The 26,405-nt window shown below is 46.5% G+C and carries 23 protein-coding genes; 10 read left to right on the top strand and 13 right to left on the bottom strand.

Going from position 1 to position 26,405, the window contains the following annotated elements; all coding sequences use genetic code 11:
* Positions 1-181: 181 nt before the first annotated feature.
* Positions 182-1,480, bottom strand: a complete 1,299-nt coding sequence (gene hemL, locus QUB33_RS18055) for a glutamate-1-semialdehyde 2,1-aminomutase (protein ID WP_333352099.1) — start codon at positions 1,478-1,480, stop codon at positions 182-184.
* A gap of 332 nt (positions 1,481-1,812) precedes the next feature.
* On the opposite strand from hemL, the gene hisIE reads away from it, so the two are divergent.
* On the top strand, positions 1,813-2,463 hold the full coding sequence (hisIE, locus tag QUB33_RS18050) for a bifunctional phosphoribosyl-AMP cyclohydrolase/phosphoribosyl-ATP diphosphatase HisIE (RefSeq protein WP_333352097.1): 651 nt from the start codon (positions 1,813-1,815) through the stop codon (positions 2,461-2,463).
* Between the two features lie 172 nt (positions 2,464-2,635).
* Here the strand turns inward: hisIE and QUB33_RS18045 are convergent, their stop codons facing one another.
* Positions 2,636-3,892 carry an MFS transporter gene (locus QUB33_RS18045; protein WP_333352095.1) on the bottom strand — a complete coding sequence of 419 codons (1,257 nt, stop codon included), beginning with the start codon at positions 3,890-3,892 and terminating at the stop codon, positions 2,636-2,638.
* Between the two features lie 322 nt (positions 3,893-4,214).
* Here QUB33_RS18045 and QUB33_RS18040 point away from each other — a divergent pair, with 322 nt between their 5' ends.
* Positions 4,215-4,721 (top strand): DUF4149 domain-containing protein, encoded by a 507-nt coding sequence (locus QUB33_RS18040; protein WP_190658038.1) that lies wholly within the window; start codon positions 4,215-4,217, stop codon positions 4,719-4,721.
* A gap of 564 nt (positions 4,722-5,285) precedes the next feature.
* Here QUB33_RS18040 and QUB33_RS18035 read toward each other — a convergent pair.
* The 4 genes from QUB33_RS18035 to QUB33_RS18020 form a co-directional block, all read right to left on the bottom strand.
* Positions 5,286-5,579, bottom strand: a complete 294-nt coding sequence (locus tag QUB33_RS18035; protein WP_333352092.1) for a TMEM165/GDT1 family protein — start codon at positions 5,577-5,579, stop codon at positions 5,286-5,288.
* A gap of 60 nt (positions 5,580-5,639) precedes the next feature.
* On the bottom strand, positions 5,640-6,107 hold the full coding sequence (locus QUB33_RS18030; protein WP_333352090.1) for a TMEM165/GDT1 family protein: 468 nt from the start codon (positions 6,105-6,107) through the stop codon (positions 5,640-5,642).
* Between the two features lie 224 nt (positions 6,108-6,331).
* The gene (gene upp / locus QUB33_RS18025; RefSeq protein WP_333352088.1) at positions 6,332-6,982 is read right to left on the bottom strand and encodes a uracil phosphoribosyltransferase; all 651 of its coding nucleotides are present in this window, start codon (positions 6,980-6,982) and stop codon (positions 6,332-6,334) included.
* A gap of 34 nt (positions 6,983-7,016) precedes the next feature.
* Positions 7,017-7,157 (bottom strand): hypothetical protein, encoded by a 141-nt coding sequence (locus QUB33_RS18020; RefSeq protein WP_333352086.1) that lies wholly within the window; start codon positions 7,155-7,157, stop codon positions 7,017-7,019.
* Between the two features lie 538 nt (positions 7,158-7,695).
* Between QUB33_RS18020 and crtH the strand changes: the two genes are divergently transcribed.
* A complete protein-coding gene (gene crtH / locus QUB33_RS18015) occupies positions 7,696-9,240 on the top strand; it encodes a carotenoid isomerase (protein WP_333352084.1) in 1,545 nt (514 codons plus the stop codon).
* A 152-nt stretch (positions 9,241-9,392) separates the two neighbouring features.
* On the opposite strand, the gene QUB33_RS18010 is transcribed toward crtH, so the two are convergent.
* Complete coding sequence (locus QUB33_RS18010) at positions 9,393-9,833, bottom strand: pentapeptide repeat-containing protein (RefSeq protein ID WP_333174688.1); 441 nt, start codon at positions 9,831-9,833, stop codon at positions 9,393-9,395.
* Positions 9,834-10,366: 533 nt separating this feature from the next.
* Between QUB33_RS18010 and QUB33_RS18005 the strand changes: the two genes are divergently transcribed.
* A complete protein-coding gene (locus tag QUB33_RS18005; protein WP_333352082.1) occupies positions 10,367-13,732 on the top strand; it encodes an EAL domain-containing protein in 3,366 nt (1,121 codons plus the stop codon).
* 221 nt (positions 13,733-13,953) lie between these two features.
* On the opposite strand, the gene sipA is transcribed toward QUB33_RS18005, so the two are convergent.
* Together sipA and QUB33_RS17995 are read right to left on the bottom strand one after the other, a co-directional pair.
* Positions 13,954-14,193 (bottom strand): regulatory protein SipA, encoded by a 240-nt coding sequence (gene sipA / locus QUB33_RS18000; RefSeq protein WP_006635020.1) that lies wholly within the window; start codon positions 14,191-14,193, stop codon positions 13,954-13,956.
* Positions 14,194-14,478: 285 nt separating this feature from the next.
* Entirely contained in the window at positions 14,479-14,682 is a 204-nt protein-coding gene (locus QUB33_RS17995; RefSeq protein WP_333352079.1) for a hypothetical protein, read from the bottom strand.
* A gap of 191 nt (positions 14,683-14,873) precedes the next feature.
* On the opposite strand from QUB33_RS17995, the gene rbfA reads away from it, so the two are divergent.
* The 3 genes from rbfA (at position 14,874) to QUB33_RS17980 (ending at position 17,726) form a co-directional block, all read left to right on the top strand.
* Positions 14,874-15,311 carry a 30S ribosome-binding factor RbfA gene (gene rbfA / locus QUB33_RS17990; RefSeq protein ID WP_333352077.1) on the top strand — a complete coding sequence of 146 codons (438 nt, stop codon included), beginning with the start codon at positions 14,874-14,876 and terminating at the stop codon, positions 15,309-15,311.
* 75 nt (positions 15,312-15,386) lie between these two features.
* A complete protein-coding gene (locus QUB33_RS17985; RefSeq protein ID WP_333352075.1) occupies positions 15,387-17,009 on the top strand; it encodes a glycoside hydrolase family 3 N-terminal domain-containing protein in 1,623 nt (540 codons plus the stop codon).
* A gap of 486 nt (positions 17,010-17,495) precedes the next feature.
* On the top strand, positions 17,496-17,726 hold the full coding sequence (locus QUB33_RS17980) for a DUF4327 family protein (RefSeq protein WP_006635016.1): 231 nt from the start codon (positions 17,496-17,498) through the stop codon (positions 17,724-17,726).
* A gap of 75 nt (positions 17,727-17,801) precedes the next feature.
* Here QUB33_RS17980 and QUB33_RS17975 read toward each other — a convergent pair whose 3' ends face one another.
* From QUB33_RS17975 to QUB33_RS17965, 3 genes are all read right to left on the bottom strand, one after another.
* Positions 17,802-18,206 (bottom strand): hypothetical protein, encoded by a 405-nt coding sequence (locus QUB33_RS17975; protein ID WP_333352073.1) that lies wholly within the window; start codon positions 18,204-18,206, stop codon positions 17,802-17,804.
* Between the two features lie 348 nt (positions 18,207-18,554).
* Positions 18,555-19,688 (bottom strand): ABC transporter ATP-binding protein, encoded by a 1,134-nt coding sequence (locus QUB33_RS17970; RefSeq protein ID WP_333352071.1) that lies wholly within the window; start codon positions 19,686-19,688, stop codon positions 18,555-18,557.
* A gap of 50 nt (positions 19,689-19,738) precedes the next feature.
* Positions 19,739-20,308, bottom strand: coding sequence for an HD domain-containing protein (locus QUB33_RS17965; protein WP_333352069.1), 570 nt, complete (start codon positions 20,306-20,308; stop codon positions 19,739-19,741).
* A 178-nt stretch (positions 20,309-20,486) separates the two neighbouring features.
* Here QUB33_RS17965 and QUB33_RS17960 point away from each other — a divergent pair, with 178 nt between their 5' ends.
* A complete protein-coding gene (locus QUB33_RS17960) occupies positions 20,487-21,110 on the top strand; it encodes a Uma2 family endonuclease (RefSeq protein ID WP_333352066.1) in 624 nt (207 codons plus the stop codon).
* 804 nt (positions 21,111-21,914) lie between these two features.
* On the opposite strand, the gene QUB33_RS17955 is transcribed toward QUB33_RS17960, so the two are convergent.
* Positions 21,915-22,064, bottom strand: a complete 150-nt coding sequence (locus QUB33_RS17955; RefSeq protein ID WP_333352064.1) for a hypothetical protein — start codon at positions 22,062-22,064, stop codon at positions 21,915-21,917.
* A 196-nt stretch (positions 22,065-22,260) separates the two neighbouring features.
* Here QUB33_RS17955 and QUB33_RS17950 point away from each other — a divergent pair, with 196 nt between their 5' ends.
* Together QUB33_RS17950 and QUB33_RS17945 are read left to right on the top strand one after the other, a co-directional pair.
* The gene (locus QUB33_RS17950; RefSeq protein ID WP_333352101.1) at positions 22,261-25,068 is read left to right on the top strand and encodes an ATP-binding protein; all 2,808 of its coding nucleotides are present in this window, start codon (positions 22,261-22,263) and stop codon (positions 25,066-25,068) included.
* On the top strand, positions 25,061-26,392 hold the full coding sequence (locus QUB33_RS17945) for a response regulator (RefSeq protein WP_333352062.1): 1,332 nt from the start codon (positions 25,061-25,063) through the stop codon (positions 26,390-26,392). Before QUB33_RS17950 ends, QUB33_RS17945 begins: the two co-directional genes overlap by 8 nt.
* Positions 26,393-26,405: the final 13 nt, after the last annotated feature.

Genomic DNA, 26,405 nt, shown 5'->3' with positions numbered 1-26,405 from the left:
AACTCATAGTTAACTCTGGTTGAATATATCGATCGCTTCTGTTATTGGGAAAGCGATCGATTATTCAGCAAGCCCTATTTAGATAAAGCATTTAAAAATTAAAGTCCTTACTGCCAACAAACAGCAAGGACTTTAATTATTTATTCCTGAGTTTTAAGGACGAACATCCTTACTGCAAACGTTAAATACTTGCCATCACTTCACGCGCGGCAGCCAAAGTTCGATCGATATCTTCGTCAGTATGAGCCAAAGAAGTAAATCCCGCCTCAAACTGCGAAGGAGCAAGATAAATACCGTGCTCCAACATTCCCCGGTGAAAGCGGCTGAACTTCGTCAAATCCGACTTCTTCGCATCCTCGTAATTGTGAATCGGGCCAGCCGCAAAAAACAAGCCAAACATCCCGCTAATTTGGCCGCCCCAAACCGCGTGTCCGGCTTCCTTAGCAATTTTTAGCAATCCATCCGACAGTTTTTTGGTAATCTTATCCAACTGTTCGTAAGTGCCGGGTTTTTGCAGCAATTCCAAAGTCTTAATCCCCGCAGTCATCGCCAAAGGATTTCCCGAAAGCGTACCCGCTTGATACATCGGCCCAGCAGGAGCCACCATCCCCATAATATCCCGCCTTCCCCCGTAAGCTCCCACCGGCAAACCGCCACCGATAACTTTACCCAAAGTAGTCAAATCCGGTGTAACGCCGAATCTTTCCTGAGCTCCGCCGTAGGCGATGCGGAAACCGGTCATTACTTCATCAAAAACTAACAAAGCGCCGTTTTCTTTAGTAATTTCCCGCAAACCTTCGAGAAAACCTGCATCCGGGGTAATAAAACCGGCATTCCCCACCACTGGTTCGAGAATTACGCCTGCTATCTCGCCTGGATTTTCGGCAAATAAAGCTTTGACTGCTTCTAAGTCATTGTAGGGAGCGTTGAGGGTATTGGCGGTAACGGATTTCGGGACGCCCGGGGAGTCGGGAAGGCCCAGAGTTGCGACGCCGGAACCGGCTTTTACCAAGAACATATCGGCGTGCCCGTGATAGCAGCCTTCAAATTTGATCAGTTTATCGCGTCCGGTGAAAGCTCGCATCAGCCGCAAAACGGCCATACAGGCTTCGGTGCCGGAGTTGACAAATCGCACCATTTCAATGCTGGGAACGGCATCGATGACCATTTCCGCCAGTACGTTTTCCAACACCGATGGTGCGCCGAAACTCGTACCTTTTTCTAAAGATTCGTGCAGCGCTTTGATGACTTCCGGGTGGGCGTGGCCGCAGATGGCCGGGCCCCAAGTGCCTACATAGTCGATGTATTGGTTTTCGTCAACGTCCCAAACATAGGCTCCTTTGACTCGATCGAATACAATGGGCTGTCCGCCTACAGATTTGAAGGCGCGGACGGGGGAACTGACGCCACCTGGCATCAACTTTTGGGCAGCGGCGAAAATTTCTTCGGATTTGGTCGTTTTCAAGGTTGTGGAAACCAATGTTTTCTCCTTAGTGAAGGTCTGTTGTTGGTAGGATACTTTTATAGCGACTTCAGGATAATGGTTAGGTCGATTCAAGGAAACTATGTTAATAGATTTTAAGGTACAAACCAATGAGTAGCAATAGTAGCTTGGGTTTTTTAGGCTTTGTAGCACCCGCATCGATTGCCCTAAAGTGTAATTTTTTGTAAAAGAGTTCTTGACAATTTACCCATCCCTTGCTCAATCTTCTCTCTTCTCTTCCTCTGCGTCCTCTGCGTTCTCTGCGGTTAATAAAAAAACAATCTCCGACAGGAAAGCGTTAATCTATATTACAAAGTTGAAATAAAATTATGTCTACTACTGATTTATCGAGTTTGAGCCGATCGATCCCAATTGAAAAGATTCGTTACGACGATCGCGGTTTAGTACCTGCGATCGTCCAAGATTATTTGGACGGTACGGTGTTAATGATGGCCTGGATGAATCGGGAGTCGCTGCAAAAAACGCTCTCTACCGGGCAAACTTGGTTCTGGAGTCGTTCTCGTTGCGAATTGTGGCCAAAAGGCGCAACTTCGGGACACGTTCAAAATGTCAAAGGGCTGCGTTACGACTGCGATAGCGATGCTTTGCTGGTGACTGTCGAACAAGTCGGAGATATTGCTTGTCACACGGGAGAAAGAAGTTGTTTTCACCAAGTTGATGGGGAAATTTCACCGCCACCAGGGGATATGTTATCTCAATTATTTGCGGTAATTTGCGATCGCCGCGACCATCCTAACGAAAGTTCTTATACTTGCAAGTTGTTTGAAGGCGGCGACAACAAGATTCTCAAGAAAATTGGCGAAGAGTCGGCGGAAGTTGTGATGGCTTGCAAAGATGACGACAAAGAGGGGATTGCTGGGGAAGTGGCGGATTTATTTTATCACGCTTTAGTTGCTTTGGCTCACCATCAAGTTGATTTGAGAGCAGTTTACAGCAAATTGGGCGATCGACGAAAATAAATTAGTTAGTTGACGGTTAACTGTTGACTGTTGACTGTTAATGCTAACAACTAAAGTCTTGGACGCACGCGGACTAACAAACCCGGTTTCTCTGAAAAATATGGTATCGAACCGAGAGATATTGACGCAGAAACCGGGTTTTTTGTCTTAGTTCTAAACGAACAACTGAATATTAGATTCTACTTTTCAACATTCGATCGAGCTTTTGCAAAATAAAAATAGCCGCGCCGACACTCAAAGCTAAACCCAACCAAAAATTATCCGCCGCCCATTTACCTCCATCCAAAGCCAAACCGCCCAGCGGCGGCCCGATTAAATAGCCGATCGCCCAACACTGAGAACTAACGGCCAAATACACGCCCCGCAAAGACTCTGGCGCTAAATCCACCACCAAAGCCGAAGCAAAAGGCGTATAAGCAACAGTCGCCACCGACAAAAAGCTCAAGCCTAAAACAGCTAAAAATAGATTGCCAGTTGCAGCCATTCCCGTCAAGCCGATCGCGATAAATCCCATTCCCCACAGCAGCGCAGAAATCATCAAAGCTTTAGGATGGGAAAATGGCCTCAAAGCTTTAACAATCGGCAGTTGCAAAGCCACAGTTAAAAACGTGCTAAAAGCAAACAAAACGGTAATTGTACCTGTTGAAAAGCCTGTTCTCGTCCCTACCGCGACAAACTTGCTAAAGTAGAGCGGCATTGTGGTTTGGATTTGGGAAATATATAATGTGAACAGGGTATTTACTAAAGCATAAACTAGAAGACTTCGATCGCTCAGCGCCACCATCCAACCATTTTCCCGATTTTTTTTGCCTCTATCCCCTGGATTAGCTGGTTTGTAGGTTTCGGCGATCGCGATCGCCACCACCGCAAACAGCACTAAAAACGAGATACCATCAATAATAAAGAGCGATCGATAGTTCCCCGTTAACTCAATCAACAAACCGCCCAAAATAATCCCAACTTGCAAACCCAAATTATCAGCAAGCCGCGTCAAAGCAAAAGCCTCCTGTCGCTGTTCGCCCTCCGTTAAATCCGCCACCATCGTCTCGGTTGGAGGCCAATACAAACCCACACCAAAACCCATCAGTAAATTGCCCGCAATTAAGCCAACGAAATCATTAGTCGCCGCCAGTACAAAAGAAGCCACAGCACAAATAACTGCCGCCATCAATAAAGTTCGCCGCCTTCCCCAAAATTTTGAATCACAAAAAGAACCGCCCAAAATTCTGCCGAATATTCCCGAAACTGAACCGCTACCCAAACCAATCCCAACAGCAGTAGCAGATAAACCCACGCGATCGACAAAAAATATCGGCGCGTAAAATAAAGTAAAACCGGTGCCGCTTTGGGAGAGGAATCTGCCGGCAGCAAGAATCCAGACTTGAGGGGGGAGACGGGGCAACCAAGAGGATAATTGAAATTTAGGCATCTACAGTTAAATTAGGAGTTATTTCTGAACGCAGAAACCGGGTTTTTTATAAAAAAAATACGTTACGGTGTTTGATCGGGGTCAACAACAGATGTCTTTGGTCGCGGTGCATAATTCCTGCGAGTAATTATTAATTTATTCCGTACTTTTTCCGAATTAGTATTAGTTAACGGAGGTAATGACCAGCATAAGTGAGCTTAACAATTCTTCAGGGTATGTTACACAAAAGTTACCATTAATTTAAAAATACTTAACAGAATTTTAGAAAAAAGTTAGTTAAACTCTAGAAAAGGCAGAAGAAAATTTTAGAGGGTCGAATTATATGACAGCTATTACAACATCAAGAGTGGAATCAATCAAACCGCGCTGGCAAGCAATTGTCATGGTGGCCCTAATTTTCTGGCTCAGCGTTAGCCTGATTTTGGATCTAGTAATTATGCCCAGTCTCTACGTATCTGGCATGATGACATCTCCCGAGTTTACAACGGCCGGAAATCTAATGTTCTGGGGATTCAACCGGGTTGAGTTAATCTGTTCGGGCCTGGTGGCAACGGGTTTGATGGTTTTGAGCAATTTAGTCGGTGACTTCGGCAAGCGCAGCCGCACAGCAATCTTATTATCATTGGTACTTCTGGCGATCGCCCTGATTGACACCTACGGCCTGACACCCCAAATGAGCGCCCTAGGAATCCAGCTAAATCTGTTCGGTGAAACAGCAGAAGTGCCCGCCGGGATGAATCTACTGCACCAAGGCTATTTTGCATTGGAAGCGCTGAAGTTGGCTGTCGCCGGTACGCTGCTGGGCTGGTGCTACCAAAACCAAGTTTAATCGACACAATGCTGAAATGTTGAGTGCAGAAAAAAAACTCAACCAGCAGCGGGGGGCGTGAATTCACGCCCCCCGCTAATTTTTTAAATTTTAACGCGATCGTAAACTAGGCTTGAAATGGACCTGCGTTGCATCGGCGGTTTCCCTATCAATCAAACATTTATCCAATAATATGAAATCTGTTAGCATCGTCAGGCGTAAAATGCAGTCAACAGTCAAAAATCACTGACGCTGCAACCGGAATTGATAGAATTCATCTGCGTTAATCTGTGTAAATCTGTCCTCATCGGCGGTTAAAAAAAGAGAATGTATTAACCGCAGATGACAATGGATTGACGCTAATTCACGCAGAGGTCGAGAAGAGAGATAGGCATCATTCCGATGCAAACAGATTTGATATAACTATACTGTCCAGTTTCCTGATCCGCCCAAAAACGGATACTTGCGAACGACTCCTGTTGTGGAGAACTCAAAATTTTAGACTCTTGTTCAAACTCCCAGATTCATCTGTGGGGTAAATCTAAAATCTAAAATCTAACATCTAAAATCGACCGATGGCACGCCTTACTCGGATGCTTCCGGTAAATCAGTTTTTGGCCACAGCAGGCGCAAGCCCATCACCGCAAATCCGATCCCTGCGAGCCCCTTTACCAGTCGTTCCGGCAACACCTCTGCAGTGCTGAAGCCGATCGCCACGCCGATTAAACTCGCCAGCAGCAGCGCCGACGCCGTACCGAAAAATACAGCCCGCGGCGAGTTACAACTGCTGCCCAAGGCGATCGCAGCTAATTGACTTTTGTCTCCCAATTCTGACAAAAACACTGTAATAAAACTGATTCCCAAAAGTTGCCAGTCCATATTTTTTTCAGTTCTTAGTTAGCTCTTGTAGAAATCTACGACTTACCGACAGGCAGACAATTAACCCAGCACTTCCCACAGCAGAACTGCCGAAATTGCCAGCAAAATCACTCCGGCTGCTCTCTCCAAAGTTCTCGGAGCAATCCGACTCGCCAGCCACCTTCCCAGCAACACCCCCAGCAAACTGGTTGCTATCAAAGCCGAACCCGCACCCGCAAAAACGATCCAAGGATTTCGAGATTCAGCCGTCATCAGCAAAATCGCGAGCTGAGTTTTGTCTCCTATTTCAGCTAAAAAAATAGTTGCAAAAGTCGAAGCAAAAACTGCCCAGTGCTTGGGCTTCAGTTTCTTTTGTTCCTGACAAATATCGGGATTTACAGTCCCTGAGAGTTCAGCGGGCTCCGGGGTTAAAGCAGCACAAATATCAGTAACCTCTTTTATTTGTAGTTGTACCTGTTGTGGCAAATCATAATTGAGGTTTACTGAGTCAGAAGCAGACAAGCTTGGCGGAACAGAATCAAGTTTCACGGGCAATGAGTGCTAAAAGCTATTTATTTTTGACTTGTACTTTTGATTCTAACTCTCTCTGTGCCTGCTTTTACCAAACCAGGGTCATCTTTTTCCCCCAGCTTTCAGCAACTGATTCCTGGAACCACTCACCTCACCCACAAAGGGATACAAGCCCCCAGATTTATCTGTCGAGTCAATCTAAAATCTAAAATCTAAAATCTAAAATTGACTGACGGACTTGTTCATGTGCCGTAAGTTCGATCGCCCGCATCTCCCAAACCAGGTACAATAAAGCCCTGTTCGTTGACTATTTCGTCGATCGTTGCCGTGTAAATCATCAAACTCGGGTACTCTGCACTCAGCCTCTTCAAAGCCGGAGGAGCAGCCACCACAGAGATAATCCGAATCAAGCTCGGGTCAATTCCCCGCTTCGTCAATTCCTGCATTGTCGCTATAATCGTGCCGCCAGTCGCCAGCATCGGCTCGCTAATTATCACCCGCGTGTCCGGGTTAAACTGCGCCGGCAATTTGTTCAAATAACAAGTCGGTTGCAGCGTCTCCTCATTTCTTGCCATGCCGAGGTGGTAAACCGAAGCCAGCGGTACAACCGTCTGAATTCCTTCGAGCAGTGCCAAACCCGCCCGCAAAATCGGTACCACAACTAACGGAGCTTCCGGGTTGATAAAAGTCGCCGGACATTCGCCCACAGGGGTCTGCACCGTTGTTTCCACTGTCGGCAGCCATTCTCGAATTGCCTCGTAAGCCAGCCACCTTCCCAATTCTGTCATCGCAGAACGAAAAAGTACCGAGGGGGTGGCGGCGTCGCGGGCGACAGCCAGCCAGTGTTTAATTAACGGATGCGGGGGAACGTAAACGCGCAGTTGCAGGGACATTAGGAAATTGGGGAGAGTGCTAGGTTTGAGGATTTTATGCGGTGCGATCGATCTTCTTCGAGGGCTTCGCCAACCGGCGATCGATCGCTCTGTGCAACTTATCACATCCTTGAGGGCGCATACAAGCCAGAGATTGAGAATCGACATCTTGCACTATTTTTAAGATTGCCGTCACGGGTTCAAACCTCCGCCGGACTACCGGACTATTGCAACAACCACCAGCCATCGGTTAGAACTGACATTTTGCACCCTTGTTAATAAGCCTTCCACGGGCCGGCTCTCCTGCCCAACCCCTACTCCCCACAAAAAAACTCACTCTTTGTGGAACAGGCCGGAAAGCCTGTTAAGCGAGAATTGTGCCAGATATGAGTTAGAACCCATTCGCCGATCGACCTCCATCAGCTTATTGAAATATTTTTCCAATAGTATTGACAGTAATTAGCAACAAGGCTATAGTGATTTTTAGTGTTCTCCTCTCAAAGGATCGGCAGACGGGGGCAGTCGGCAATGGTAGACTGTTCCCGCATTTTTTTTTGAAGCTGGGGCATTGGGCATCGGGCATTGGGCATCGGGCATTGGATATTGGATATTGGGCATTGCCGAACTTCGGTCTTCCTGACATCCGTTACATCCGCTACATAATCTGTTGCCGAACTTCTTGCTTGGGGAGCGATCGACTGTAAAATCATAGAAATATTAAGATTTTTAACCGAATGTCAGCTCCTACCCAATCCCAGTTATTTTCTTCCAACTCCCGCCCTACAGAGCAAGAGTTTGATGTAATTGTCATCGGTTCCGGCATTGGCGGACTGGTGACTGCCACCCAGCTAGCCGCTAAGAAAGCCAAAGTTTTAGTGCTCGAAAGCTATACAATTCCGGGGGGTAGCGCTGGATATTTCGATCGAGAAGGCTACAGATTCGATGTCGGCGCCTCCATGATTTTTGGCTTCGGACAGCGCGGCACCACCAACCTCCTCACCCGCGCCCTGAAAGCAGTCAACGTCACCTTAGAAACGATTCCCGACCCCGTACAGCTTCACTATCACTTACCCAGCGGCTTAGAACTTGAAGTTCCCCAGGCTTATGATAAATACTTGCAAGAATTAACAGACAGGTTCCCTCACGAACGCGAAGGAATCCACAAATTTTACGGCGAATGCTGGAACGTCTTTAACTGCCTCAACGGGATGGAATTGCTATCCCTAGAAGAACCCGGATATCTAGTCCGAGTCTTTTTTCAGAATCCTTTAGCCTGTTTGGGATTAGTAAAATATCTCCCTCAAAATACTGGCGACATTGCGCGGCGCTACATAAAAGACCCTACTTTGCTGAAATTTATCGACATGGAATGCTACTACTGGTCTGTAGTACCCGCAGACTTGACGCCGATGATTAACGCCGGCATGGTATTTTCCGACAGACATTACGGCGGCATAAATTATCCCAAAGGCGGAGTCGGTCAAATCGCCCAAAAATTAGTAGAAGGATTAGAAAAATGCGGCGGGAAAATTCAATACAAAGCTAAAGCGAAAAAAATTATCACAGAAAACGGTCGCGCTGTCGGAGTCGAGCTAGCAACCGGCGAAGTTTACCGCGCAAAGCGGATAGTTTCTAACGCCACGCGATGGGATACTTTCGAGAAGTTGCTGCCTGCAGAAGAGATGCCCGCTAGCGAGAAGAAATGGCAGCAGCGCTATCAAAAAGCCCCCAGTTTCTTGAGTTTGCATTTGGGAGTGGAAGCAAGCGTAATCCCTGCGGGTAGTGCCTGCCACCACATTTTGTTAGAAGATTGGGACAAAATGGAAGCGCCGGAGGGAACTGTTTTGGTGTCAATCCCGACCGTGCTCGACCCGGATTTAGCTCCCGCAGGATATCACATCGTTCACGCTTTTACTTCGAGTTGGATGGAAGAGTGGGAAGGACTTTCGCAGCAGGAATACGAGGAGAAAAAGGAAGAGGCGGGAGGGAGAATTATTGAAAGATTAGAAAAGATTTTTCCCGGTTTAGATGCCGGTTTGGATTATATGGAAGTTGGGACTGCGCGCTCTCACCGTCGCTTTTTGGGGCGCGAAGACGGAACTTACGGCCCGATTCCGCGACAGAAGCTAATGGGTTTGCTGGGAATGCCGTTTAATCGAACTTCTATGCCTGGTTTGTATTGTGTGGGCGACAGTACGTTTCCCGGACAGGGTTTAAATGCGGTGGCATTTTCTGGGTTTGCTTGCGCGCACCGAATTGCGGTTGATTTGGGTTTTTAGCGGTCGTAGTAGGGTGCGTCAGATTGTTCGCTTGAAATACGACATAAAATGTGAGTCTTCGGGGCAGCCTACAAAAAGACTAAAAACCCGGTTTCTGGAGAGAAACCGGGTTTATAACCTCAAAATTGGTGTTTTCCATTCTTTTAACGAGTTTACTGGTCGTAGCTGCCGCCGACGCCGATTTGGGTATTGTAGATTTTGGCATTAGTGATGGTCATATCTTCCATTGATGCGCCGGATACGTCAGCGGTGTTAATGATGGCTGCGGTCAGATTTGCCCGATCGAGGTCTGCGTCATTTAAACTGGCATTAGTCAGGAAAACTTGGGTTAAGTTAGCACTCGTCAAGTTAGCACCCGTCAAGTCAGCACCTTCGAGGTTGGCACTAGATAGGTTTGCTCCTCGTAAATTTGCTTCTCTCAAATCAGCACCAATTAAATGAGCTCCCGTTAAATCTGCTCCTGACAAGTCGCACTTAAAACATTGCCCGGTTGACAATAACTGTTTGACGTGAGCGGGATTTTCAGCGCGAGCCGGGCCGGCCAACAGTAGGGGAGTAATTAAAAAAGTAGCGGCTAATAGATTGCGTTTCATAATCCCTTTTCCTCACCTGACTCTGTATTTAACTTCTTGTCTTGATATCTACAATCTTACCACGGTTGTTTTCGGAAGCTGCGATCTAATTCACAGAGGGGCTGTGATATCGATTGCCCTCAACAACGCATAGATGGTCTCGACAAGCTCGCAAAACATAATTTCGCAAAACTTAACACTGCCGAATTTAATACAGTGCGCTTTTGTAGTAACCTTTTCTAGGTTAGCTAATATAGCCAACCGATGCGTCTTTCTGAAGATGGAGATGATTCGCAATACGAGGGATGATTTTAGGGATGATCCTATCGCAAAAAGTTTACATAAAATACTTTGTTTTTAATAAAAGTGTCACGAGACTGAAAAATTAATTTAAAATAAAGATAAGCTTATACCTTTATAGGTAGAGGAAAAGCAGTCACTGGCTTGATCCCCAGTCCAATCTCGGCTGCATTTTTAACAACAATAAATTTTAATTAGGTCTCAGCAGCGCCGTAAAAATCCACCTAGTGCTTGGAAATCAGCACTTTTTTGGAATGTCGCAGAGTCCACGCGATCGCAAAACTCAATTAAATATGCTCAAAAACGATTCATCCAAGTATCTGCCAACCTTAGCTCAAGTAATTGACCGCTACCCCTTGACAGTTGCACCCGATACCCCACTAGCAGAAGTAATTACCCTGATGGGTCAACGGCGCGGAACTTGCTCTCTAAACCCAGACATTCCACCAACCGATATCTATCAGCCACTAACAGAAATAGCAAATCCCCCCACCTCAAGCGCATTTAGAGACGCGACAGGTATCTGCGTCTTTGTAGTGGAAGAATCCCTAGAAAAATTATCCTCCCACTCTGCTCCACATTCTCAATTGCAAGGAATCTTCACAGAAAGGGATCTTGTCGATTTGATTGCCTCGGGCAAAAACTTAAAAGGTATCACCATTGCAGAAGTAATGAGGCAGCCTGCTGCAACTCTCACAAAATCAGAGACTCAAGACATTTTCAGCGCCCTAATTCTGCTGGGGCAACGAAGAACTAAGCATTTACCAATATTGGATAGTGAAGGTCAACTCTTAGGAGTAATTACCCCGGAAAGCATTCGCCAAGCCATGCTGAAACCGGCAAATATTTTAAAAATGCGCCGCGTGAAAGAAGTAATGACCGCACAAGTCATTCAAGCACCTCGCTTTGCGTCAGTTAGGAGTTTAGCCGAGTTGATGGCGCAGCACCGCGTTAGCTGCGTAGTAATTACCGAATCAACAGAATTATCGAGAAATTTACCGTTCCCCATTCCAGTAGGTATAGTCACAGAACGGGATATTGTCGAATTTCAAGCTTTAGATATAGATTTGTCGAAAACGATCGCCCAAACTGTGATGAGTACCCCCTTATTTAGCCTCAAGCAAGAAGACTCGCTGTGGGTAGCTCATCAGGAAATGCACCAGCGTTTAGTCCGCAGGTTAGTAGTAACGGGGGAACAGGGAGAACTCCTGGGAATAGTTACTCAAACCAACATACTTCGCGTACTTGACCCGATGGAAATGTCCGGGGCGATCGATGTTCTGCACGATTCAGTAGCAGAAAGGACTAAGGAATTGCAAAAAGCGATCGCATCCCTCAGCTTGACTAACGCCAGACTAGAAAGGGAAATTGCTACCCGCGTGCGGGCTGAGGCCAGGCTTCACCTTTTAGAATCTGCTGTAGTGAACGCTAACGACGCAATCGTGATTATGGATGCCGGAGACAGCGATATCTCCGACCCCACCATCATCTATGCCAACGAAGCTTTTACCCAAATGACGGGCTACCTACCCGAAGAAATCATCGGACAAACCCCCAGTTGCTTGCGCGGCCCAGAAAGCGACCCCACCCAAGTCGCTAAAATTCGCCGTACTTTCTCTCGCCGAGAACCCCTACGCCTAGAATTGATTAACTACCGCAAAGACGGTTCAACTTATTGGGTGGAACTCAACAGCGTACCCATTGCCGACACCTCCGGGAACGTTACCCACTGGGTGTCGGTGCAGCGAGATATTACCGATCGCAAGCGCATGGAACAAGCATTTTTTGAAGAAAAAGAACTCGCTCAGGTTACTCTACAATCGATCGGCGATGGCGTCATCACTACTGACGCCGACGGCTACATTTCCACCCTGAATCCAGTTGCCGAAACACTCACTGGTTGGTCTACATTGGAAGCTAAAGGTTTGCCCCTGGCCTGTGTGCTGAGAATAGTTGACGAAACTACCAGGCGCCCGACCGAAAATATCGCCGAAATCGCTTTGTGCGAAGGTCGGATTGTTGACCAAGGACACAACAGCTTGCTGATTGACCGCAACAACACCGAATTTGCGATCGACCACTGCGTCGCCCCCATCCACGCTAGCAGCGGCGAAATTGTCGGGGCCGTCGTTGTGTTTCGAGATGTCACGCAAGTGCGAACTCAAGCGCGGCAACTCACCTGGCAGGCAACTCATGACCCCCTGACGCAATTAGTCAACCGCCGGGAATTTGAGTACCAGCTAGAGCACGCCCTACACGGCGCTCAAGGTTACGCGCAAGAACACGTGATGCTTTACCTGGATCTCGATCGCTTCAAAATAGTTAACGACACCTGCGGTCATGCTGCAGGGGACGAACTGCTGCGCCAAGTCAGCCAGCTATTTAAAAGCAATATCCGCAAAACCGATATGTTGGCGCGTCTGGGTGGTGATGAATTTGCCGTACTCCTGTACCATTGTCCCGTCGAACGAGGATTGAATGTTGCTGAAACGCTGCTGCGAAGCATTCAGGGATTCCGGTTTGGGTGGCAGGACAAAACTTTTTCGATCGGCGTCAGTATCGGTTTGGTAGCAATCAATCCCAAAACAGCCTCGACATCTGCGATTTTGAGCGCGGTCGATATGGCTTGCTACGCTGCTAAAAATAAAGGTCGCAACCGGGTGCAGGTTTATCAAGCCGGCGATCGAGAATTAATCAAACAGCATGGCGACACCGAGTGGGTGGTGCAAATTCATCAAGCTTTAGAAGAGAATCGCTTTTGCTTGTACTCTCAGCCGATCGTACCTTTGCTCAACTCTCCAAACACCGGAACCCACTGCGAAATCCTCCTGCGCCTCCAGCTTGAAACTGGTGAGTTGGTGTCGCCGATGGCGTTTATTCCGGCTGCAGAACGCTACAACTTGATGCACGCGATCGATCGCTGGGTAATTAGCACTTTATTTCGCAATTTATCTAAAATTTTCACAGCCAATTTATTAGTCCAAAACCCCGGGGTAGACAGCGATAAAATAGTTACCTTCCCTGCTTGCTCTCTTTTGTCTAATCCGCAATCCTCCTTTGGCAAATATCCCAGCCTTTATTCAATCAACCTTTCTGGGGACAGCCTCAACGAAGAAAAGTTTATCGAGTTTATTCAGGAACAGTTTTCCATCCATCAAATACCGCCGCAAATAATTTGTTTTGAAATTACAGAAACCGTGGCGATCGGTAATCTCAGTAAGGCAGCCAGCTTGATTTGGCAACTCAAGGAACTAGGCTGCCAGTTTGCCTTGGACGACTTCGGCAGCGGGATGTCTTCCTTTGCTTACCTGAAAAGCTTGCCGGTTGATTATCTCAAAATAGACGGCAATTTTATTAAGCATATTGTCGATAATCCTATTGATATCGCAATGGTGGAAGCTATTACCAAAATCGCTCACGTCATGGGAATTAAAACTATTGCCGAGTATGTTGAAAATCAAACAATTATGGATAAAATCAATGAACTAGGGGTAGATTACGCTCAAGGCTATCATTTGGGAAAACCTCAGCCTTGTAACTTCACATCTCCTATTTTAGAAGAACTTTTGGGGGAGTTTCCTGTTAATTCTTTGGCTTTTGAGGCTAAGCTGGCTTGTTGAAGAAGGAAGTTGGGCAACGAGCAAGCAATGGGATTTAACGGATTTAAGGGAGGGATGTGGAGGGATGAAGGAAAAGGGAGATTTTAAGTTCTCACATCGTTTACTGTTGTTTCAAAATGATTTAACCGCAGACAATGCAGAGGGCGCTGAGTCTCCAGAAGAGAGAGGTGAATAATTCTGATACCAACGAATTGGATATCAGATCAATTCCCCATTCCCCACTACCCATTACCTTCTACATTACTTTCCGCCGCTTCAATGTACTGACTGTCTAACAAAAAAGCACCTTTTTCAAAGCGAATTCCCCAATAATTGCCGGGACGCCGATCGATCACAACGCCTTCAGCGCCGATCGCAATTAAATTCGCAGGCCGCAGCATCGGCATCGGTTCGGCAGTTTTGACGTAAGGCGGCATCGCCACAACTCGGACTTTTTGACCGATTGTAAATTCTTTTTCCATGACCTTTATTCCCTAAAAAAACACGGCGATAAAGGAATTTTAACACGGATACGCGGATGGATTTAATTATCTTACTATCTGTCCAATGTTAGGGAGTTTTACAAGTTTGGGTTTATTCTATAAATTCAAACAAATTTCATTCCCCAAGGCGGAAAAGGTAGTGTGTCACCTTTCGCCCGTTGGCGCGGATAGGAAAAAAATGTTTCTGTTTGATTGATTAATGGATTAGGGATCGATAAGAAAAGGGAAAATTATGAAGCGTAATTAAGGGAATAACCGCCAAAATTATTGATATTGTAGGCTGCCATCTTCGTTATATTCAAGTTCATGATATTTTCCTCCTAACCTTAAGTCATGAAGACATCGTTGGTAGTTTTTGGCTCCCATATCGAAAGGGTTAGTCCTGTTCAATCTTGCCCATTCAGCTATCTTTAGCTGGTTAGTTACCCCTGAAGCATCGGCTGCGGTTTTGACAATCCAATCAAACATTTTTTTCCTCTAAGCTGTCTCTCACTCTAGATTAGCTATATATTCACCTATAGGCAATCAAACATTTTTCTTCCTCTAAGCTGTATCTCACCCCTAACTCGGACGATCGCCCGTAACACCCCTGACCGATCGCGCTACAATTGTCAATCGGGATGAAAATGGCTGATTAGGAAAGTAGAGGAGTAGGTGTTATGGCTACAAGTCGTCGCATTGAGCGTGTAGCTTCAATGATTAAACGGGAAGTCAGCCTGATGTTGCTGAATGGAATCAAGGACGACCGGGTAGGTGCCGGTATGGTTAGCGTTACCGATGTAATTGTTTCGGGAGACCTTCAGCATACAAAAATTTTTGTCAGCATCTACGGTAATGATGAGGCAAAGGCTGAGACTATGGAGGGTTTGAAATCAGCAACTAGCTACGTCCGCAGCCAGTTGGGCCAACGATTGCAACTGCGCCGCACGCCGGAAGTGATTTTTCTCGAAGACCATTCTTTGGAACGGGGCGATAAAATGTTGATACTGCTGAATCAGCTTTCTGCCGATCGCAAACCAGGTATGTTTGATGACGAAGAATTGGCGGATGGCAATGAAAATGATGATGATGATGATTTAGAAGCAGACGATGATTAGTGTCTGAAGGTAGTCAACAGTCAACATTAAACAGTCAACAGTCCACAGTCAACAGTCCACAATTTCCCATTACCCATGATTGACAATCTTTCCTTACCAGAACTTGTGGCCCAGATGTTCGTGGTTCGCGCTTCTGGCTGCTTGTTCGACCACCAAATTCGCTATCCCGAATGGGAACCAACCGCTAGCAAGCTCCGCTATTATCTGGAAAATTTGGGCGTCGGCGGGGTAATTTTGGTGGGGGGAAGTGCTGCGGAGTTAGCGGTTCGATCGCACCAATTGCAGTCTTGGGCTAAGTTTCCGCTGCTGCTGGCGGCTGATATTGAAGAAGGTGTCGGCCAGCGGTTCGCGGGGGCGACTTGGTTCGGGCCGCCGATGGCGATTGCTGAAGTGGCGCGACACGATGCAGGTAAAGCCGATCGATATGCTGAACAAATGGGCGCTGTCACTGCGATTGAAGCTAGGGCGATCGGTCTAAATTGGATTTTCGGACCAGTGGTTGATGTTAACAACAATCCCGACAATCCTGTGATTAACGTCCGCGCTTTTGGCGAGACACCGGAAATTGTCGGGAAATTAGCCGCTGCTTTTATTCGGGGCGCAGGTCAACACCCGGTTTTGACTACAGCTAAGCATTTTCCCGGCCACGGAGACACGGCGGTTGATTCTCACTTGCAATTGCCGGTTTTGCCGCATTCGCCAGCGAGATTGGCCCAGGTGGAGTTGCCTCCTTTTGTCGAGGCGATCGCCGCTGGGGCCGATGCTGTGATGAGTGCTCACTTGCTGATTCCGGCTTGGGATGCTGAGTTTCCTGCTACTCTTTCTCGCAAAATTTTGATCGGGAAGCTGCGAGAAGAGTTGGGATTTGAAGGTTTGATCGTGACGGATGCTTTGGTGATGGGTGCGATCGCCAATAAGTACGGCACTAATGAAGCTGCTGTTTTGGCGGCTGAGGCTGGTGCTGATGTTTTGCTGATGCCACTTGACCCGGAAGGCGCGATTCTGGCTGTCTGCGAAGCTGTCACTCAAGGGCGGCTTTCTATATCACAAATCAAGGAATCGGTCAAGCGAATTTGGTCGGCTAAAGCTAAAGTCGGTTTGTTAGTAAAGGAAAAGGAAAAAGCAGTAAATTCAACATCGATCGACTCGATCGACTTAAGTTTGCTGGCAAACCCAGAGGCAAGGGCAACTGCTGCGGATATTTTGCGAGATTCTTTGAAATTTGGAGGTTCTCTGCCTTTAGTGGCGAAAAAGCCCTCAGAAAACCAGCTTTTGCGGAATTTGATTGTTGTAGATGATGTTTTGGGGTGCGAGTTTTTGGGCAACCACACTCCGGCGATCGCCCTTCCCGCTAAGTTTGGTTACGAATTGCAACTAATTGACGATCGCACAGGCGCGATCGCTGAAAATACAGGTGCAGAGCATTTTTCTCCGACGCTGCTGCAAATTTTCATTCGCGGCAATTGCTTCCGAGGCAGTGCTGGTTTGACCGAAGCAGCTCAAGATTGGTTTAAGAAATTATTAAAGACGGGTGAACTGCAAGCTGTATTAATTTACGGAAGCCCCTACGTTTTAGAGCAATTTTTGCCACACTTGCCTCCGAGTATTCCTTATGTATTCTGTTTTGGGCAGATGCCGGCCGCGCAATCTCTCGCTCTAGAATTGCTCTTCGGCATTAACGAAACTGGTAATGCTTGAGTTGCCGGACTCCTGAATCTTTCCTTTGCTGCTTGCTACCTCAAGATTTAAATTCCTCAACCCGGTTTCTTGCGAGAAATTCTGCCTTTGGGGGGAGAAGCATCCAGAAACCGGGAATCGGGCTTTAATCCGTAACTCCCGAATGGATACCAATTTCAAAAAAGAATGCAACTGTAGGCCAGCTACAAACCCATATCCAGTCATTCATTCCCAGTTCTAAAATCTAAAATCGCTCGACTGAGGTCTGAAATATAGAAGGGTATGAGCTTTGCAACAGATCCACCTGTTAGCAGGAAAAATGTGCCGCGTCTCTACCTCCCAAGACTGATTCGATCACTTATTCCTCATTGCTAGAATTTTTCTCACTTAACCGTAGTGAATTGTATACCTCTATACTGACAAAATTTTACTTACATATCCGGAATTTTGGATTATATTATTACAAAGGTCATAATTTTTTTTTTACTAAAACCTTGAGGGCGCATTATGATTCAGTCCACTATCAAAATCAAATACTCTTTAGATGTCATCCAGGATGAAGCCCGTCACCTCGTACACGAGGGCGTGCTGAGCCGCCAACAGCCTATCTACACGCTCTGCCAATTCATCCCGCCCCGGGAATGGGCTTGCGTGGAGTGCGAGCTAGAAAAATGCGACTTCTTGCTGCGCGATCGCATCGCCGACCTGATCGGTTCTGAAAACTGGGACAATGACTAAAGTTTGGTTTTTTTTTAATAAGTTTGCAAATCACTTTGCAAGTAAACTCCGGCTGTATTAAAGACTCTTGATTCTTTAATGCTGGGAATTTTTGACACGCAAATTTTCCAATTCGGTCCTCAGCGCTGCCATCTGTGCAGTTAATTCTTCAATCTCTAGCTTTACGTTAGGCTGTACAACCGACTCGGGAGGAGCATCAGTCGTTTCATCCGATTGCTTGGGCGAGACAGATTCGCTCTCTGCATTCTCCCGATCGTCCGGTTGAGAGAAAATAGTATCTACAAAATTCCGGGCTTCTCGCTCAGTCATTTCTCCTTTTTCCAGCAGCTCATCGGCTAGCTGGCCAAAATCTGACTTCAGTTTGTCAAGATTTTCTTCTCGCTTCAGGGGATCTTGCAATGTCTCAATTAAAAAGGAAGTTGCACCTAAAGTTAGGTGAAATCCTGTGTGCAGCATTTGAGGCAGGTTGTCGGGGTTCATCTAAAAATGCCGCTAGAACGTTTTTCTGAGTTTTTGGTTCGCTAGTTGCTCCCAAGTGAGGGCGTAAAGTCGCTTCTTAGCGGGAAGATCCTTGCGTTGTGAGTCGCGATCGCCCTGAGTCAGGAAAGATCGGCTTTTGGAGGGACGTTTTTCCGTTGTGCTAATACTAATTGTATCATTACTTCGTAAATTAATAAATGTCAAGTGTAAAGTTTTGTAACTAGGAATCGAGACTTTCCCAGTGGAAGGCTCAGTCTATTTGAGATTTGAGATTGAACAGAACTTACCCACTGCGACTAATAAAAACCTGGTTGCTGACTAACTGTGGGTAAGTCCTGTTAAAGCCCGTTAAGGATACAGCGCTTCACCGGTGGAAGGGTCAAATATAAATAGTCGATCAAAGTCAAGCTGTACCTTCAGCCGATCGCCCGATCGCAAGCGAACACTCGCAGGTACTTGCACCTGTACAGTAGTTTCAGCGCTCACCAAAGGCAAACTCGCCCGAATTAAAGTTTCTCGCCCCAGAGGTTCCACTACTTTTACCTCTACATCGAGGGGGACTTTTTCTAAGGCCCAAACATCTGTTTTCAAATCATCATCTTCTACTCTTTGTGGGGTAAAGATTTCTATATTTTCTGGACGGATGCCCAAATCAAATGCTTGTCCTTCTCTCGCCTGCAATTTTTTCTGAATGGAGGGCGGACAGGGTAAATATTGATTTCCCACTTGAAAGGATTCGTTAGTATAAATTGCAGGCAAAATGTTCATGGCGGGATTGCCTAAAAATGTGGCAACCATGCGGTTAGCTGGTTTGGCATAAATGCTTTGTGGGTCTCCAATTTGTTGAATTTTTCCCCCATTTAAGACTACAATCTTATCAGCTAAAGTCATCGCTTCCACTTGGTCGTGGGTGACGTAAATTGTGGTAATTCCCAGCCGTTGATGCAGTTGTTTGAGTTCTGCTCTAGTGTCGTCTCGCAGTTGAGCATCGAGGTTAGAAAGCGGTTCATCTAAAAGGAATACTTTCGGTTCGCGGGCGATCGCCCTTCCCAGTGCTACCCGCTGCTGCTGTCCGCCTGATAGCTGTTTGGGCTTGCGCTTGAGGAGGTGGTCGATCGAGAGCGATCGCGCCACTGTTTCGACTCGTTCTTGAATTGTAGTCGGGTCAACATTCCGCATCCGCAATCCAAAAGCCAGATTTTCGCCGACAGTCATGTGCGGGTAAAGCGCGTAATTTTGAAACACCATTGCTACATCCCGCTGTCTCGCCGGAATGTTGTTAACTAAATTATCTCCGATGTAAAGATTGCCGGAAGTGGCGGTTTCTAAACCTGCAATTGTCCGCATAATTGTCGATTTACCGCAGCCGGACGGGCCGACTAATACCCAAAATTCTCCGTCCGGGATTTTGAAACTGATATTTTCGATCGCGGTGACGTTTTGGTAGCGTCGGGTAATATTTTCTAAGCGAACATTTGCCATTTTTTAATTGTAATTGGTAATTGATAATTAGTGCTTTTTACCTTCAGCCTTCAGCTTTCAGAAAACTGTTCCAGTTCTAAAACTGTGCGGTCTAATTCTTCCACTATAGGCGTTAACTCCGATTGGCGGAATGCTTCTACTAAAGAACGATAATACCAGAGAGAACCCTCTTTGCCACCTTTGAAGCGTTCCCAAACAACGTCGCCCAATTGACGGGAATCTTTCAGGATCGATCGAACATTATAAAGTTTATCAGCAGCCGAGACTAATCTCACTGAGGCAGAAGCTGTAGAAATGCGATCGATATAAGCTTGTTTTCGCTGTCGCCAAGGGGGTTTCGGCGTCTCGTCACTGTCAGTACAGCCGTCTACAATCGCTGTGACGGTATCGCCAAAGCGGCGGCGGATGGCTTCGCGGGTGGTGGCGCCGCCTTGATCTTCGATCGCATCGTGAAGCAAAGCTGCGATCGCCTCATCTTCATTTGCCCCATATTCTAAAGCTATACTAGCCGTGCCCAACAAATGGGCAATGTAGGGAACGCCGGAACCTTTGCGAACTTGGGTAGCGTGCAATTCGGCGGCATAGGTGAGGGCTTCAGAAAAACGGTTTGAGAGAATCATGAAAGTCACCTTTGTCAATTGCTATGATATATAAATTGTAGGGCTAAGTTGAAAAGACAAAAATTGTTTTTTCTAGATAGCTGATATCCACTCGCCCTGCCAAATTCAATAAGATCATAAAGATGCGAGCGAGAGCGATCGTGTGTAAACTTAAAATCATTAAATAGAGGTTGCGCTTGTGACAGATACTACAATTTCGCCCCAAAATGCCGACCAAAAGTTAGAGCCAGAATTACTGCAAAAATCAGAAATTATAGCAGAGAATCAGCCAGAATCTGCACCTGAAAAAGTCATATTTCTCGAAAAGTTTTTAGTCAAGCCTGCTGATAGAATGGAGTGGGTTGACGGCAACTTAGTGGAGAAAACAGGCATGACATTCAAGCACAGTCTAGCTCAATCTAAATTAGCCCGTTTCTGGGGAAATTATAAAGACTCCAGCGGACAGGGAGGAGAAGTTCTTACCGAAATACTTTGCCGCACTAACAAACAGGGTCGCCGTCCCGATGTTGCTTACATCACTCCTGACCTCCTGCCGCCATCGGGCAATTTTACAGCATTTTCCCAAAGCTTCCCTTTGATAGCGGAAGTTGCTTCCCCCGAAGATAGCGGCGAAGATTTATTTGCGAAAGGTCAGGAATATTTGGAATCGGGATGTTTAGAGGTTTGGTTGCTATTTCCTGAAGCTAGATTAATATTTGTGAATGCAGGGCAACGCTGGCGGCTGTTTAATGCGGATGAAGTTGTTAACACTCAAAGTGTGCTTGCAGGTTTTAGCGTAGCTGTCAGTGAATTGTTGGCTTGAGTGAGGTATTTGTTAAACTAATTTATTAAAACCATAAAAAGAGCAACTAAAGGTGAGAAATTTTAGCTTAAGACTGGGGTTAATCAGAAGGTGGGAGCGAACAAAGCGAGTTTAAGATAGAGCTAAAAGTAACTTTAAAGTATTGATACAGTCGCTCGGAATTGATATATAAGGTGCCGCTTTTTCAAATCAACGGCAAAGGCATTTTTCTGGGTTGGAAAGAGGCGGCAACTTGACTTCATGATAATGGACGGGTAATCCATTTTTCTTCGTCTGTTACAAGTTTGATGTTGCCGAATTATGGCGTTTACTTAGCAACCAAAGCAGCGCTAGACTTGTTAACAGGGGTGTTTGCAAAAGAGGTCTGAGCCCGGGGGATCACAGTTAATTATTTTTCTCCCGCACCTACAAATACAGAGTTGTTTCTAGATTGTAAAGTGGTTTAATACCTTAACCACTATAATTAAGGTATCTATAACTGTGGTATCTGTCCATGCCCAAGCCCGATATATTTATTACGTTTGGCCTCACTCAAGAAGAGAAGGAATTACTAAAGAAATATTGCGACCCAGAAGTGAGAAATCAAACCTGTTGTGCTAAGAGCTCTGATTAGGGGACTGAGGCGTAGACTGAAAAGAACTGATCCTTGAGGGTCAGCAGATTCATCCCACAACTAGAAGTCCTGGCCTTTCTATGCGATTTTCTATAAGTGGTAGTCTTCGACTGGGATGGGGTTGAGAGATTTTTGGTGGAGTGCGATCGCCTTTAAATTTGAGCCAGAACGATCGCCGGATTTACTAAAAATCACACTCGGCTAATAGATCCGAGCCGATCGCAGTCTCCCAGCCACTCCACCAACCAACGGCACATCCAACTCAGCCATTGTTGCTCTCCGTGAAAAAGAGAAAGCGACTCGCAACTTGCTAATGCGACGGGTCGTTGGAGGTAGGACATTAATTGTTAGCGTCGGTGCCTATTTCCGCTACCAAGCGGTGCGGAATTTGACGCTAGAAAACTATAACCGCAATGCTTTTTTACAAATCCAACCGAAGCCGATATTTTTCCTGTTTATTGCAGATAAAATCTGGTGCCTCTAAACCAAGTTTGGGAACTCTCAGGCCTGTACCCTATCTTTACTGTTTTGAACGCTATGCTGTCGAAGTCCACAATTGCTGCGCCTAAAGGCTTTAGTAAGGTTCCCCTGCGAACTGGTCTGGTTGTTCCATTCATCCTGCAAATCTTCGCAGCCGTAGGATTAACAGGGTATCTGTCGCTGCGAAATGGACAAAAAGCAGTGAATGAGCTAGCGACTAACTTGCAAACCGAGGTGAGTAACCGTGTGGATCAGCACCTCGACAGCTATGCCGCTGCAACCCGCTATTTGACCCAAATCAACGGCGAGCAAATTGACTTGGGATTGTTGAACTTACAGGATGCCGATCGCCTAGCTCAATTCTTTGCCAAGCAGGTAAAAACCTACAACGTTGGCTATATCCTGTACGGGTCTAAAACGGGGGACTTTATCGCATCGGGATATTACCGCGAGTCAACCATCCCGAACCACGGCAATCCTGACATTAGCCTGGTGCTACCGAAGCGGTACGGCAATCCAGATTTGTACAACTACATTACGAATGACCAAAGCAAGCCAACTAAAATGTTTGAAATCACCAAAGCGTATCAGTTCCAGAAAGAAGGCTGGTACGCCAAAGGTGTCGAGACGGGCAAGCCAGGGTGGAGCGAGATCTATCAATGGGAGACTAATAACTACCCGTTGTCGATCGCCACGAGTCGCCCCATCTATGACAAGAATGGTCAGTTGATCGGCAGCGTGGGGGTGGAGCAGCGCCTTTCGCAAATTAGTGACTTTTTACGTGGAATTAAGGTTAGTCAATCCAGCAAAGTGTTCATTCTGGAGCGCAACGGATTAATCGTTGCCAGCTCTAGCGATGCGCCCGTGTTTTCAGTGACCAACGGCAAACCTCAGCGACTGCGGGGCTTTGAGAGTAAGGATGCCCTAATTCAAGCCACGTCCAAGTATCTCCGCGATCGCTTCGGCGATCTGAAAACCATTCAAACCATCCAGCGCCTAGACTTTCAGCTCCAGGGTGAGCGGGAGTTTGTTCAAGTAACTCCCTGGCAGGACGAATGGGGATTGGACTGGCTCGTAGTAGTCGCCATGCCGGAATCAGATTTCATGGGACGAATTAATGCCAACACAGTCAACACGATTTGGCTGTGCTTAGGCGCATTAGGGCTGGCAACCGTTTTGGGTATCTACACCTCGCGCTGGATTGCTCGACCCATTTTGCTGCTAAGTCACGCATCGGAAGCGATCGCCGAAGGAAAACTCGACCAAAACGTCGAAACCTCTGGCGTTAAAGAACTGGGTGTACTTGCTCAATCTTTTAACCGAATGGCGCAGCAGTTGCGCGATTCCTTCACCGCCCTAGAGCAAACTAACCAGCAGCTTGAACAGCGAGTTGAAAAACGCACCGCCGAACTCAAGTATGCAAAGGAAGCTGCAGACAATGCCAACAAAGCAAAAAGCGAATTTCTCGCCAACATGAGCCACGAACTTCGCACTCCTCTCAACGGTATTTTGGGCTATGCTCAAATCCTCAACCGCAGCAGCGCATTGCCAGCAAAAGAACGTCATGGGGTAGAAATCATTCACCAGTGCGGTTCTCATTTGCTGACGCTGATTAACGATGTGTTGGACTTGTCCAAAATTGAAGCCGGCAAATTAGAACTCACACCTAAAGGGATTCACTTTCCCTCATTCCTCCAAGGTGTCGCTGAAATCTGCGGCATTCGTGCCGACCAAAAAGGCATTAACTTCGTTTACCAGCCCGCTCCGCAGTTGCCTGAAGGGATTTTTGCCGATGAAAAACGGCTGCGTCAGGTGTTACTCAACTTGGTGGGAAATGCGATTAAATTCACCGACAAAGGTTGTGTCACGCTCAAGGTTGCCGTAGTTGAGAATCATCCCAATCCGTCCACTCGCTCTTTCAAATTTCAAGTTGAGGATACGGGCGTAGGAATTGCGCCCGATCATTTGGATAAAATTTTTCAGGCTTTTGAACAAGTGGGCGATCGCCAGCGCCAAGTCGAGGGTACGGGTTTAGGATTGGCGATCAGCCAAAGGATTGTCCAACTCATGAACGGAAAAATCCAAGTTACAAGCCAACCCGGAGTCGGCAGTGAGTTCTTTTTTGAGGTGGAAATGGCGATCGCCACCGATTGGGCCGAGCAAAACTCCCTCACAACTGGAAAACAAATTATTGGTTACGAAGGACAACGACGCAGCATTCTTGTTGTAGACGATCGGTGGGAAAACCGAGCCGTTCTCTTCAACTTGTTAGAGCCACTAGGATTCCAAGTTAGTGAGGCCGAAAATGGACAAGAAGGATTGGAAAAAATACGACAGTCTCAACCTGACTTAGTGATTACAGACTTGGCAATGCCAGTCATGGATGGCTTTGAACTGCTCAAACAAATTCGCAGTGCAAATGATTTGCAACACCAGAAGATCCTTGTCTCTTCTGCATCAGTATCACAAGCCTATCAACAGATGAGTTTAGATGCAGGGGGAAATGATTTCCTGGCCAAGCCAGTGGAAGTCAGTGAATTATTTAACCTCTTAGCCACTCATTTGGAATTAAAGTGGAAATATGAAATGACAGCCTCAAACGACTCAGGGTTATCCACTCCAACGACTGCATTAGAGAAGCCTGAAGGGATTATTCCTTCGACTTTAGAGTTAAGGGCGTTACTACAACTGGCACAGCAAGGCAACTTAAAACGGCTACGAGAACACGCAGAGCATCTTGCTCGCTCTAACCCTCGCTACGCTGATTTTGCATCACAAATTCTTCAGCTTGCCAAGCAATTTAAAGACGAAGAAATTGAAGAGTTGCTACAACAACACCTCACAGAGAAAAAAGCCGATGTCTAGTCCTGAATTAATTCTGGTGGTGGATGATACCCCTGCGAACTTAGAAGTGGTTTGTGAAACTTTAAGTGATGCGGGGTACGAAGTAGCAACCGCAATCAACGGCGATCGCGCTCTTAAGCGAGTCCAAGTTTATCGTCCCGATCTGATCTTGCTCGATGTTCAAATGCCAGGAATTGACGGCTTTGAAACCTGCCAACGTCTGAAGGCAGATCCCACCACAGCCAGCATTCCGATCATTTTTATGACTGCTCTCTCCGATGCCGATAGTAAGGAGAAAGGATTTGACTTGGGTGCTGTGGACTACATCACCAAACCCTTTCAAGAAAAGGAGATGCTAGCACGGGTGAAAACTCATTTGCAGCTACGGCAGTTAACTAAAAATCTTGAACAGCGTGTAGCTGAGCAAACGGCTGATTTAGAAGCAGCCTTCACACAACTGCAACAGTCTCAGTGTCACTTAGTCCACACCGAAAAGATGTCTGCTTTGGGCAATTTAGTGGCGGGTGTCGCGCACGAGATTAATAACCCGCTTGGCTTTATTGCTGGCAATCTGAAACCCGCTCAGGACTATATTAAAGACCTCTTTCAAGCAATCGCTCTCTATCAAAAAGAACTCCCTTATCCAAGTGCCACGCTACAGGCATTCCTGGAGGAAATAGACTTGCAATACTTACAAGAGGATTTACCCAAGTTAATCGATTCGATGCAAGAAGGAGTCGATCGCATTTGCACACTCAGCACCAGTCTAAGAACCTTCTCGCGTTCGGATTGCGAACTCCCAATTACTTGCAATATCCACGACGGCATTGACAGCACGCTGTTGATTCTCAAGCATCGCCTCAAAGCCAACGAATGTCGCCCGGAAATTCAAGTCATCACAGACTATGGCGATCTGCCCCAGGTAGAATGCTTTGCGGGACAGTTGAATCAGGTATTTATGAATGTGCTGGCAAATGCGATCGATGCCCTTGAGGAATCAAATCAAGGACGAAGTTTTGCTCAGATCAAAGCCAAACCCAACCAGATTACTGTCAAGACCCAATTGTCGGAATCTCAGGTAGTGATCCAAATTCAGGATAATGGGATTGGGATGACGGATGCGGTGAAGCCAAAAATCTTTGAGCATCTGTTTACCACCAAAGGCGTGGGGCAAGGAACAGGCCTAGGATTGGCGATCGCTCGTCAAATCGTAGTCCAGAAACACTCTGGAACTCTAGAAGTTAACTCAACTTTAGGTGAAGGTACAGAGTTTGTGATTTCAATTCCGCTGAAGGCGATCGCTGTAAAAGACATTCAGGCAACGATCAGCGTTGACGCAGCATAACAAATCATTGCAG

Origin of the sequence: Microcoleus sp. B3-A4, from assembly GCF_036705385.1 — a bacterium.
GTDB lineage: Bacteria > Cyanobacteriota > Cyanobacteriia > Cyanobacteriales > Microcoleaceae > Microcoleus.
The sequence above is the reverse complement of the archived record's forward strand: the minus strand, read 5'-3'. Positions and strand labels throughout refer to the sequence as shown.

Coding starts and splice junctions, on each gene's coding strand:
- hisIE (WP_333352097.1), top strand. CDS start 1,813: ATGTCTACTACTGATTTATCGAGTTTGAGCCGATCGATCCCAATTGAA.
- QUB33_RS18045 (WP_333352095.1), bottom strand. CDS start 3,892: ATGCCTAAATTTCAATTATCCTCTTGGTTGCCCCGTCTCCCCCCTCAA.
- QUB33_RS18040 (WP_190658038.1), top strand. CDS start 4,215: ATGACAGCTATTACAACATCAAGAGTGGAATCAATCAAACCGCGCTGG.
- QUB33_RS18035 (WP_333352092.1), bottom strand. CDS start 5,579: ATGGACTGGCAACTTTTGGGAATCAGTTTTATTACAGTGTTTTTGTCA.
- upp (WP_333352088.1), bottom strand. CDS start 6,982: ATGTCCCTGCAACTGCGCGTTTACGTTCCCCCGCATCCGTTAATTAAA.
- crtH (WP_333352084.1), top strand. CDS start 7,696: ATGTCAGCTCCTACCCAATCCCAGTTATTTTCTTCCAACTCCCGCCCT.
- QUB33_RS18010 (WP_333174688.1), bottom strand. CDS start 9,833: ATGAAACGCAATCTATTAGCCGCTACTTTTTTAATTACTCCCCTACTG.
- QUB33_RS18005 (WP_333352082.1), top strand. CDS start 10,367: ATGTCGCAGAGTCCACGCGATCGCAAAACTCAATTAAATATGCTCAAA.
- sipA (WP_006635020.1), bottom strand. CDS start 14,193: ATGGAAAAAGAATTTACAATCGGTCAAAAAGTCCGAGTTGTGGCGATG.
- QUB33_RS17995 (WP_333352079.1), bottom strand. CDS start 14,682: ATGTTTGATTGGATTGTCAAAACCGCAGCCGATGCTTCAGGGGTAACT.
- rbfA (WP_333352077.1), top strand. CDS start 14,874: ATGGCTACAAGTCGTCGCATTGAGCGTGTAGCTTCAATGATTAAACGG.
- QUB33_RS17985 (WP_333352075.1), top strand. CDS start 15,387: ATGATTGACAATCTTTCCTTACCAGAACTTGTGGCCCAGATGTTCGTG.
- QUB33_RS17980 (WP_006635016.1), top strand. CDS start 17,496: ATGATTCAGTCCACTATCAAAATCAAATACTCTTTAGATGTCATCCAG.
- QUB33_RS17975 (WP_333352073.1), bottom strand. CDS start 18,206: ATGAACCCCGACAACCTGCCTCAAATGCTGCACACAGGATTTCACCTA.
- QUB33_RS17970 (WP_333352071.1), bottom strand. CDS start 19,688: ATGGCAAATGTTCGCTTAGAAAATATTACCCGACGCTACCAAAACGTC.
- QUB33_RS17965 (WP_333352069.1), bottom strand. CDS start 20,308: ATGATTCTCTCAAACCGTTTTTCTGAAGCCCTCACCTATGCCGCCGAA.
- QUB33_RS17955 (WP_333352064.1), bottom strand. CDS start 22,064: ATGTCCTACCTCCAACGACCCGTCGCATTAGCAAGTTGCGAGTCGCTT.
- QUB33_RS17950 (WP_333352101.1), top strand. CDS start 22,261: ATGCTGTCGAAGTCCACAATTGCTGCGCCTAAAGGCTTTAGTAAGGTT.
- QUB33_RS17945 (WP_333352062.1), top strand. CDS start 25,061: ATGTCTAGTCCTGAATTAATTCTGGTGGTGGATGATACCCCTGCGAAC.